The organism is Sphingobacterium sp. UBA5996 (genome assembly GCF_002429765.1).
Classification (GTDB): Bacteria; Bacteroidota; Bacteroidia; order Sphingobacteriales; family Sphingobacteriaceae; genus Sphingobacterium.
Window position 1 is genome coordinate 1,011 of record NZ_DJAS01000008.1, and the last position, 9,933, is coordinate 10,943.

At 34.2% G+C, this 9,933-nt stretch carries 9 protein-coding genes and 1 pseudogene; 5 read left to right on the forward strand and 5 right to left on the reverse strand.

From position 1 onward, the window contains the following. The 3 genes and pseudogenes from B3E00_RS05305 to B3E00_RS05315 form a co-directional block, all read left to right on the forward strand. Window positions 1-543, forward strand: a 543-nt coding sequence (locus tag B3E00_RS05305) for a Mu transposase domain-containing protein (protein WP_414712417.1), incomplete at its 5' end; no start/stop codon positions are given. 21 nt (window positions 544-564) lie between these two features. Next, a complete protein-coding gene (gene istB, locus B3E00_RS05310; RefSeq protein WP_209578900.1) occupies window positions 565-1,302 on the forward strand; it encodes an IS21-like element helper ATPase IstB in 738 nt (245 codons plus the stop codon). 75 nt (window positions 1,303-1,377) lie between these two features. Beyond that, a pseudogene (locus B3E00_RS05315) lies at window positions 1,378-1,839 on the forward strand (IS66 family transposase); the annotation flags it as partial. 430 nt (window positions 1,840-2,269) lie between these two features. Here the strand turns inward: B3E00_RS05315 and B3E00_RS05320 are convergent. Continuing rightward, window positions 2,270-4,378: an ATP-binding protein gene (locus B3E00_RS05320; RefSeq protein ID WP_293937446.1), complete on the reverse strand. Its 2,109-nt coding sequence runs from the start codon at window positions 4,376-4,378 to the stop codon at window positions 2,270-2,272. 146 nt (window positions 4,379-4,524) lie between these two features. Further along, window positions 4,525-4,788: a hypothetical protein gene (locus B3E00_RS05325; protein ID WP_293937449.1), complete on the reverse strand. Its 264-nt coding sequence runs from the start codon at window positions 4,786-4,788 to the stop codon at window positions 4,525-4,527. A 205-nt stretch (window positions 4,789-4,993) separates the two neighbouring features. Between B3E00_RS05325 and B3E00_RS05330 the strand changes: the two genes are divergently transcribed. Continuing rightward, a complete protein-coding gene (locus tag B3E00_RS05330) occupies window positions 4,994-5,479 on the forward strand; it encodes a hypothetical protein (RefSeq protein WP_293937452.1) in 486 nt (161 codons plus the stop codon). 24 nt (window positions 5,480-5,503) lie between these two features. Here the strand turns inward: B3E00_RS05330 and B3E00_RS05335 are convergent, their stop codons facing one another. From B3E00_RS05335 to B3E00_RS05345, 3 genes are all read right to left on the reverse strand, one after another. Continuing rightward, the gene (locus B3E00_RS05335) at window positions 5,504-6,007 is read right to left on the reverse strand and encodes a hypothetical protein (protein ID WP_293937455.1); all 504 of its coding nucleotides are present in this window, start codon (window positions 6,005-6,007) and stop codon (window positions 5,504-5,506) included. Continuing rightward, window positions 6,007-6,924: a hypothetical protein gene (locus B3E00_RS05340; RefSeq protein WP_293937458.1), complete on the reverse strand. Its 918-nt coding sequence runs from the start codon at window positions 6,922-6,924 to the stop codon at window positions 6,007-6,009. Before B3E00_RS05340 ends, B3E00_RS05335 begins: the two co-directional genes overlap by 1 nt. Window positions 6,925-8,098: 1,174 nt before the next feature. Then, complete coding sequence (locus B3E00_RS05345; RefSeq protein WP_293937461.1) at window positions 8,099-8,614, reverse strand: hypothetical protein; 516 nt, start codon at window positions 8,612-8,614, stop codon at window positions 8,099-8,101. A 929-nt stretch (window positions 8,615-9,543) separates the two neighbouring features. On the opposite strand from B3E00_RS05345, the gene B3E00_RS05350 reads away from it, so the two are divergent. Beyond that, a complete protein-coding gene (locus tag B3E00_RS05350; RefSeq protein WP_293937464.1) occupies window positions 9,544-9,927 on the forward strand; it encodes a hypothetical protein in 384 nt (127 codons plus the stop codon). Window positions 9,928-9,933 lie beyond the last annotated feature (6 nt).

Genomic DNA, 9,933 nt, shown 5'->3' on the forward strand with positions numbered 1-9,933 from the left:
AAAATGGGTTACGTATACTTTTCTCCCGAGAAGTGTTATTATAGTGTTCCATACCGGTATATCGGAAAGGAAACAATGATCCATTACACCGGGAGCCGTATTGAGATCTTTTATAATCATGAAAGAATAGCGCTACACCAGCGCAATCTGACCAAAGGCAGCTACATCACCAACGCAGATCACCTGAGCAGCACACATAAGTTCTATTCGGAATGGAGCCCTGAATTCTTTAGAAAAAAAGCGCTGCCACATGGGGAATATGTTCTGGCATGCATCGAAAAGATACTTGCTTCCCATGATTATCCCGAAATAAACTACAAACGCTCCCTTGGAATTATCCATCTGCACCGAGCCTATGGATCCGGGCGTCTGAACAATGCGTGTAAAAGAGCATTGGATACAGATAGCTGCTCCTATCTACGGATAAAGAATATCCTGAAAAACAATATGGACAGGCTGCTTTTATCTGTGAATGAGCTTGAGCCCCAAAAACCACATATACCTTTTCACAGCAATATACGCGGTGCTTCCGCATATGAATAATAATAATCAAGAATCAAAAAAATGAACAATCAGACAGTTGAAAAACTACGCGACATGCGTCTGGGAGCTATGGCCCAGTTACACCAGCAGTACGTTAAGGAAAACAGGCTCGAAGGTATGACCTGCGACGAATACCTCGCGTTACTTACTGACCATCAGTGGGAAGACCGGGAAAATAAAAAGATAGAGCGTTTGCTCAAGCAGGCAAACTTTAGGCATAATGCCAGTCTAGGTGATATAAACTACGCCAGCGAAAGAAATCTGGACAAAAATATGTTTGCGCGTCTGGGTACACTGGACTTTGTGCTCCGAAAAGAAAACATTATTATCTGTGGTGCTTCCGGCACAGGAAAAAGCTACCTGTCACAGGCTCTCGGACATCAGGCATGTATTACAGGGGTAAAAACCCAATATACAGTAACTGCAAGACTGATCAAAAGGCTGAAATTGAGCAAAGTTGATGGAACATACCTTAAAGAACTGGAAAAACTAACGAAAACGGAACTGCTGATACTTGATGACTTTGGCTTACAGGCTTTTGATAGCCAAGATCGGGAAACACTGATGGATATTATCGATGACCGGCATGGTAAAAGATCAACCATAATATCATCCCAGATACCGGTATCGGCCTGGTACGAGGTCATCGGCGGAGAGGGCACTATTGCCGATGCGATCTTGGACCGGATTGTAAACTCCTCACATCGGATAGACCTAAAAGGTGAATCGCTAAGAAAAGGAATATTGAAAAAGGAATAATCACAGCTTTTTTATATAATTGTATGATCTTTTAAGTGGCACGGTTTGACCGAAATCACTGGCATCATTACTCCGAAATACCCACGAAAAGCCAAAGAAGAAAAGTTATCACCTGATCAGGTCAGGGAGCTGCGGCTAAAAGAGTCGCTGCCGGTCATCAACGAACTGGGGAAATGGATATTCCAGGAGATAAAAAACGTATTGCCCAAAAGCCAGATCGGAAAGGCTATGGCCTATGCATACGCGCGCTGGGACATGCTGTCGGAATATTTGCGTGATGGAAATCTGCAGATTGACAATAACCTTATCGAGAATGCCATTCGTCCGGTTGCCCTGGGACGCAAAAACTGGCTGTTCGCAGGAAGTCATGAGGCAGCACAGCGATCGGCAATGATCTACTCTTTCTTCGCTATATGCAAAAAGCATGAGGTAAACCCTTTTCAATGGTTAAAATACGTCTTACTGAATATAGCAACCATAAATCATAAAAATATAAAGGATCTGTATCCGCAGAACTATAAAAATATTATTCAGTAATCAAATACGTACTTCGTAGGGCGGATACCGCAGAACTATAAACAAATCATCGACAAATCAAACATGTAGTTCGTAGGACGGATACGATCAAACTAGTAAGGCGCATAAAGCTTACAAGCGGAGATTATTACGATACAGTTTACAAGAAAGTTATCCATTTAACCTTTGAAAGAGGGATTTTGGTAAAAGAAGAGATATTAAAAAATAAAAGTTTTTTTCTGCCAAAGTGGTTTCGCTTTTGGTAAGAGAAGATTTCGAGCATCCTACATCTACCTTTATAACTCGTCCTACATCTAACTAAAAATCCCACTCACTTGAAACTTGGAGGGTTTCGTGAGTGGGATTACAAATTCAAATAAGAAATATTATCTCGCTAATAATATAAAGCTGAGTACGTTTTTTTAAAATCGAAATAGAAAACCTGCCAACACTAAAGCCCTAACTTGTCAATGAAAATTCTATTTCTCATTTTCGCTCTACTTAAAAGTGCAGAGTATTTTAGCACTTCCGTATAAATTGATCCATTTTCATTTCCATCTATTCCTATTACTTTTTGTGAGGGACTATATAAATAATCAAAGTGATATGAATGTTCAAAAGAGCTTACGCTTCCGAGTACATCATTTACCTCTATACCTTCCCCTATTAAATAGCCGTAAAATGTTTTGATCTCAAATTCTTTATTCGTGTAATTTCTAATAAAAAAAGCATACTTATTTATCTGAGTTAAATGGTCCGAAACATTAACCTTAGGCGCTTTAAATTCAATTATTATACATTTTCCTTCTTCGGGAAATAATAGAACATCAGGTCTCTTTTCTAATCTATTTTGTCCTAAAGAAAGTAAATATTTATTCTCCTCCTCTTCAAACTTATCTCTGAAAACTTTTTTATCATCTAGTTTTAGATCTACTAACTTTGCTTCCGAACTTCCTTTAAAATAGATAAATTCCTCATTAATTACCCATAGATCACTTTCTAAAGTATTATTCTCCTTTTGCCGAAAAAGCAAATTATGAATTAAGGCCTCTTCCTTCTCTCTCCCTTTTGAATTTTGAACCTTCAACTTCTTATTTAGAATTTTATCAAAAAGTTCGAGTACCAACTTTCTACGAGCGACATAATGGCTAAGAGTTCTTCTATTTTGCTCTGGAATAATTTTCACAAGCTGTTGAATTTTCCTCTCAAATTCATCCTCATAAATATTAGATGTTGTGTCAAGTTCATCTAATTTGTCAATTGTTTCCTTTATAGCTGCATCAATTTTCGCTTCCTTTTTAGCCTGAGCCTCATAGAATTTCTCTAATATTTTCTTGTCATCATCGTTAATTGATATTTCTACGCTGGTATCATCATCAATTAAAAACATCTCTCTTAATTGTCTCAAATCATTATTATGCTGGTCATTAACTTCTTTAATCTCAGGATATAACAATGACAATTTACTATTTACCGACTGCTGAATATCATCTAAGAAAATTATCTCAGAATTGAAAGCACTAAAAGCCTTATTATTATTTGAAAGTGGAATATCCAATTGCCCTCTAATATTAGAATCTCTTGTATCTATGTAATTACCAGAAACTAAAACCAAATATCTTTTGCTTTTAATTGAATCATTTTTGGAGATGCCTGTTAATGCAATTTTAGTTCCCTCAACCACTTCTCCTTTTGAGATCAACTTTATGTCATTTTCACCTAGCAAATCTTTATTTAGTTTGAAAGTGGTCAACTCAAATTCTTCCGATTTTTTTAATTCGACAATTTTATCCCCCTTCTTATCGATTGCCTTATAAGGAATCCTAATACTCTCTTTCTTATCGTATGTTGGAATGTCTTTTTTTGTAATTTTGCTCTCGGAACTCTGGACTCCCATTATAAAATATCTTATATGTATCTCGGGAATATTATCAGCATTGAAACATAAATAATGAATATATCTTTTAAGAATTTCCTGCTTTAAAGTAACGTCAGTCATAGTATTATAAGAACTATTAGTCTCTAATAAGTCTTTAAATACTATTTTTGTATAGGGTTCTGAATCTTTTGATAATCTTAAATATTTCATTTTTACAAGAGCATTCTTCGATAGAAAGGCTTCATGTTTCGATAAAATAAATTCTCTTTCAAAATATTGATTATCATTTCTAAATACACTTTTAACTTCAGTTTTATCAAAATAATGAACATATTGAATTCGACCTGACCCTAAATTTTTAAATCCCTTCGAATTATCCTTGAAAATATTGAATCTTGAAAATTCTTGAATATTAAAACCTATTCCATTATCCTTAATTGAGAGAGATTTAAATTGATAATTTTCATCAGTCAATTGTTCTACATTAATATCTATTTCAATTTTACCTTTGACAAAACCGTTATCTTCCCTTTGTCGTATTTTAATAGCCTCAATAGCATTGGTAAAGGCTTCAAAAATAGGTTGAAAACTTACATTAGATTTTTTTATATCATGCAATATTCCCACGAAAGACAAATCTCTCGCAACGATAAGTTGGGGAGTTTCAGTTGTTTCGATCATAGTTATAAAAAGTTGAAATTTTTGTACGCTAGCCGTGCCAAGATAGAAAATAATCCTACTAAAATAAAGCTGATTTCTTTAATTACGGAAAATAGATTTTATTAGAAATCATCTGAATAATGCCAATATTGGTTCTAATAGCTCTATTAGTTTTCCTTTATAAGCAGTCCAATAATTAATCCCACTGCCCCCTCTTGACCAATCTGATTTCTTAATAGCTGAAGACTGGAAGATGTAATTCCTATTTTAGATGCAAGCCCAATACTTGTTCCTCCATTTAAAAACGTTTGAAGGGAACTAGTTGTTAAACCTAATTTAGTTGATATTCCCACTCTTACATTCCCATTTATTAAATCCTGTAATGAGCTACTTGTTACTCCACACTTGCTAGCTAAGCCGATTAAACTCATAATTATCTAGTTTGTATATTTTTAGAAATATGGCATTCCGTTTCGGAATTTGTGCCATTAAGATACGCCAAAATTCATAAATTTGAAACATTATTCCATGGAATTTAATCTGCTAAATTCTTCAATTAAAATAATCCAAATATCTGCTTAAATAATACTTTTAATATCTTTGGTTTTTACCTATTTTGGTATATATTTTAGAACTATGGATAGCACCCAATGGATTGATCTTGATAAAATAATGAGATTGTTATACAATAATCGAGAAGGTATGGCGTGGTATAATGTTTATTCCAAATTGGGAATGGATGAAAACTATGCTAAATCTTTGTTTGAAATAGCAAAAGCTGATGGCTATATCAAAGTTGCCAATATGGGTGCAAATTTTGATCTCCCTGCTCCCCAAATAGTAAGACTAACGGATTCAGGTTTATCTTTTTTTGCGAGGACTAATTATGAAAACACCCAAGGGGATAAATCCATACCAAACCATACTATTACTATTAATAATACTATAAATAATTCTCAAGGGATTAATATCGCAAGTGATAAAAACCTAACGAATATTTCAATTCCGAACCGGAAGAAAAAGAATAGAAGCAATCCGTGGATAGTCTCAATTGGTACTGCTATCATAATAGCCGTGCTATTTTTCCTTATTAAAAAATATTATGGTATAGATTTAAATTGATAAAGCAAGGTCTTGCTAAAATATTTAAGGATTCTGAATATTTCTTTCGGACTGAAGTTTCTCCACTTCAAGTTCTAATTTTTGACGTTCTAGATTTTGAATTTCATCATCACATTTCTTCGCTTCATGCCATTTGATAAATCCAAATACACATAATGCTACACCAATAGGTAAAAATATCCAGAAAAGAACATTATATATTGAAATGTATTTCTCTCTATTTACAACTTCTTCGTACTTTTTTTCTGTCTCAATCTGAATAAGCTTGTTTTCTTGATTAACCTTTTCTCTTTCTGTAAGCTCATTTTCAAAATTCAATTTATTTTTTTTAAGTTGCCCAATCTTCTTTTCGTTCTCCTCTATTTTTACTGCGAGGGATCGAACCTCATTATTTAAGGTAATATTTAGTAATTCTAAACTTTGTTTCTCTTTCAAAGGGTAATAAATAGTCCCAACTATAAGGAGAAGCCCTATAGTGACTAAATATTTATATAGATTCTCAGATCCACCTATGAAACCGCTTTCCATTACTTTTTACTAAAAGGTTTTGTCATTTCGTCTGTATTCGCACGCAAACTATCCAATACTTTTGTTGTATTTTCTATTTTATCTCCATTGTTTTCAATGAATTTTTTTATTTCGGGATCCTTTTGCTTGTGTAATTCTCCACAAGAAGAACAGAACAATAGAAATGCCAAAATTGCTAAACTTTTTCCGGATTTAATTAATTCTACAGCTCCCTTAGATTGAAGGTTAATCTTGATAAAAAACTCATCCATATCTTCATCAAGTTTAAACTCCTTGTTAATCTCTTTGGTCAAGCTTTTTATGTTTGACATTAGAGTATTTAGATCCTCGAAATTTATATCCTCATCTTTCTCAATCTTTAAAACGTAATGCGTAAAGTCATTTTTTTCGAATAAATTACCAACAACTCTATCTATATGTGGTGCAAATCTATTAATAGAACTTATTGTATGCTGATTAGACTTTACTTGATAGAAAATTGCATTCAAATCATCTATTTGTTTTACCTCATGCCAATTTACTGATCTTCTTTTCGTAAAGCTTTCCGCGTCAGCAGTGAAAGCATCATCATCTTCTATTGTTCCAAATGCTAAACGATCAGAATTTCTACTAGGCATAACAACGATATCACCTTTTTTCAAATTCTTAAAAGTCATTAATTTATTATAGACGGACGTTGAATTAGACTTTCCTGCGGTCGTTTCTAAATCAAATTCTTCTTTTTCTGCTATTCTTTTTTTAATAATATCTTCGTTTAAGGCATCCAATTCTTTCACTGTAACATAATCCCAGCCAATAGCAATATATCCTCCTTCTAGAAACTGTTCAAAGAGCTTTCCATAATCGGTTCTAACAAACCAATATTCTATTGAATTGTTAACGACTTCGACCTTCTTAAGTATATCTGCTATATTCATTATTTAAACAGGTTAATTCTTGATTTCATAATATGACGGAATGACAAATTTAAAATATTTATGAATATTTTAATCTTAAAAAAATAATTAATTTCAATTCGAAAATAACAAATGTGCGGAAATATGGCATTCCGTTTCGGAATCACTAGCATAAAGATATGCCAAACCGAGTTAAAAAAGAAATCGGATTGCATCCAATTCTTTTTTAATGCTCCGCAGTTTGTCATACTTGATGCCTTAGTAATCCCTCCACTTCATAAAAGCACCTAAATCTTTTTAATAAGTGCTGCGCACCCATTAAAAATCTTCAAGCTTTTGGAGTTTGGCTCGCCTGCTGTTCACTCAGGCTTCGCTCTTGTCACTATTTTTGATAAGCCCAGGTCACAAGCCCCTATTTCAAAAATACCGCCAAGAGGCTTCGTCTATTTCATAGATATCGTTGAATCGCGCTTCGCACTTTTCTTCAACGACCTTCGTTCAACTCGCAGGACGGCGAGCGAAAGAACTGGCTTAATATCTTAGAGGATATTTGGATAACGAAAAGCTTTCTAATAGAATAGGGGATATTACCCGATGGATTACACATCCATATTATTTTTGAGAACTCATTTCTATATTTTATACCCCTTAAAAATTTTGGGTTCTCACAACTTTCTTGTCTTATTCAATTAGAGAGCATTTGGTTCGCTACTCGTTAAAATTTAAAAAAAATAAAAAACCTCCTTAACTTTATAAAAAGGGGAAGGAGGTTTTATCATATAAATTAGCGAGAACAGTTGCGAGAACAGAAGCCCTGTTTAGGGCTCAAAAAACAAAGTATATTAACAATATTTTTAAATTACTGTTCTAACAATAGATTTGTCTATACATTTTAAAGATTTAAGTACCCCAAAAGGAGTTCAATATTGATTTTTCCCTATTTTGCGAGACAAAAGTGAGACACTTTGCGAGACAAAAAGGCCCTAAAATGACCATTTTTTAGTATCTTTGAACAAAGAAGTAATTAACAGATTTAATAACTTCTCGGTATGACAAAAATGAAAAAGCAGCTTTAAAGGCACTCTAAACACACAAAAAAAGCCATCCTACTTACGTAAAATGGCTTTTTTGAAAGTGACCCCGCTGAGGCTCGAACTCAGGACCCACAGATTAAAAGTTTGTATTCCTTCTTAGATCATTCCCCCTTCTTCTTAATCGGATACTTTAGAACATATTTTTCAATTAATTCACCCATCTTTCTTCCAGTTGCTTTTTCAATAAGGATGAATTCATAGGGCTCTGGCGTGCCTCCATTGTAATATATGTCAGTTAGTCTCTTCTTATCAATTCCTGTTTTGTTTAAAATATAATCAAACATGTTCTTTCCTTGGACTTCAACCTCATTTCTCATGAAAATACCAAAGTTGCTTCTTTCTTCAATTTCTTCTCCGTTTTTTAGCTCTAAATTTCTATGTGTATATACGGCTTTGATGGCATTTTCGATAATGTCACCCGAGAATACAGTAATTTTATGGAAGGAGTGCACAGAAACGCTTTTTCTCTGTTGATTTGTAATTTTACTAATTTCCCCCTTTGTCATATCAACCATCTTTGCAAAGTTTTTAATTGCCAATCCTGATTCAGCTTTTCTTGCTAAAACATACTCTGCGAAATTTGCTATTTCTATAGCTAGGAGTTCCTTTTCATCCATAATCTTAAAAATTACATAGGTTTCCTTTGTTTTTATTTTGTTTTAATGGAAACCAATTCTTATCTTTGTTTAGCGATTAGACAATAAGGCTATTAGCCATATTGAACGATGTTTTCTCGACCCACAAACGACTAAAATTCCATCGAGGGAACCGTTAAGATCGCCCCATGCTTAAAAAGTTTTACTACTTTTGTATATAAAGCATGTGGGTGGTCTTGCGATACTTTAGATGGCTGAGTCAAAATGTCTCTCGAGACATAGACGAATGGGCTAGTCACCCGTGGGTCTAAAGTGCAAGCCACCCCTTGTATTTTATAAGGTGGTTTATACTTTCGGAGAAAAGTTGTTCTTAAATAATCACCAAATTATGAGAACGACATTTTTTAAAACCTTAATTCACCAGTACCAGATCAAGGATCGACTTACTCGGTATTCCGCTAAGCAACATTTCAAAAATTTAATCCGCGCGCCGGATTAATCATTTAACTGTACACAGCACGTAAAAGGAGAGGAGAAATAAAATGACTGGGCATCTCTGTTCAACAGAATTGCCATACTTCCCTTATGCGTGTCTGCCACCGACCCATTACTTCAATATTTAAATAGAGAATAAAAGGCAAGAAGATGGCTAGTACTAGATAATTGTTTTGCAGCATAAATCTAGGCAAACTTTTCTTCGAAGACAAATTTCTATTCAAAATATTGTCGTAACACAACAAAGGGTCGGTTCTTCCTATCATTGTGGATGTCCGTGACGATCATATTATATAACCAGTAACGAAAAGAGTAAAACGGCATTCTGAGGTTTAGTTAATTAAAATTTTTTAACAGTGTAAGCTGTATTGAGACTTTGGGCTCGATAGGGGGATATTTTACCCTATTTTTTCCAAAAAATCTATGCAAAAACACGCCCTCAAAAGCCTAAAAAAATGAAAGAGCTTTTTAAAAAACTCGTCGCCTTTGACCTGGCGATGTACGAAATCCATCATCTGGAGTATGATCCAGTAGCATGTATCAAAGATTTTTGGACTAAGTATGATATGGACTCTTGTCGCAATCATCTAGTAGAACTGCTAACTGTTTATTTCGATCGAGAAAGGGGAGTTAATCCTACTATCAGTACAACTGATGTACAGAATTTCTCCGTCGCATTGTTTCGCATGGTAATGGCATATTTTCTAATTCATTACAAAAAGATCAATCTATCGGAGGTAGAAATTTCATTTCTCCGAAGCAACAGATTTATTGCTTGCGAACTCGAAAGTAGCAAGGAAATCTTTGATTTTTTTTATCAGCTTTCTCAAAACCACTAACAAAAA

Excerpts from the sequence above, each read along its gene's own strand:
- istB (WP_209578900.1), top strand. The coding sequence starts at position 565 with ATGAACAATCAGACAGTTGAAAAACTACGCGACATGCGTCTGGGAGCT.
- B3E00_RS05320 (WP_293937446.1), bottom strand. The coding sequence starts at position 4,378 with ATGATCGAAACAACTGAAACTCCCCAACTTATCGTTGCGAGAGATTTG.
- B3E00_RS05325 (WP_293937449.1), bottom strand. The coding sequence starts at position 4,788 with ATGAGTTTAATCGGCTTAGCTAGCAAGTGTGGAGTAACAAGTAGCTCA.
- B3E00_RS05330 (WP_293937452.1), top strand. The coding sequence starts at position 4,994 with ATGGATAGCACCCAATGGATTGATCTTGATAAAATAATGAGATTGTTA.
- B3E00_RS05335 (WP_293937455.1), bottom strand. The coding sequence starts at position 6,007 with ATGGAAAGCGGTTTCATAGGTGGATCTGAGAATCTATATAAATATTTA.
- B3E00_RS05340 (WP_293937458.1), bottom strand. The coding sequence starts at position 6,924 with ATGAATATAGCAGATATACTTAAGAAGGTCGAAGTCGTTAACAATTCA.
- B3E00_RS05345 (WP_293937461.1), bottom strand. The coding sequence starts at position 8,614 with ATGGATGAAAAGGAACTCCTAGCTATAGAAATAGCAAATTTCGCAGAG.
- B3E00_RS05350 (WP_293937464.1), top strand. The coding sequence starts at position 9,544 with ATGAAAGAGCTTTTTAAAAAACTCGTCGCCTTTGACCTGGCGATGTAC.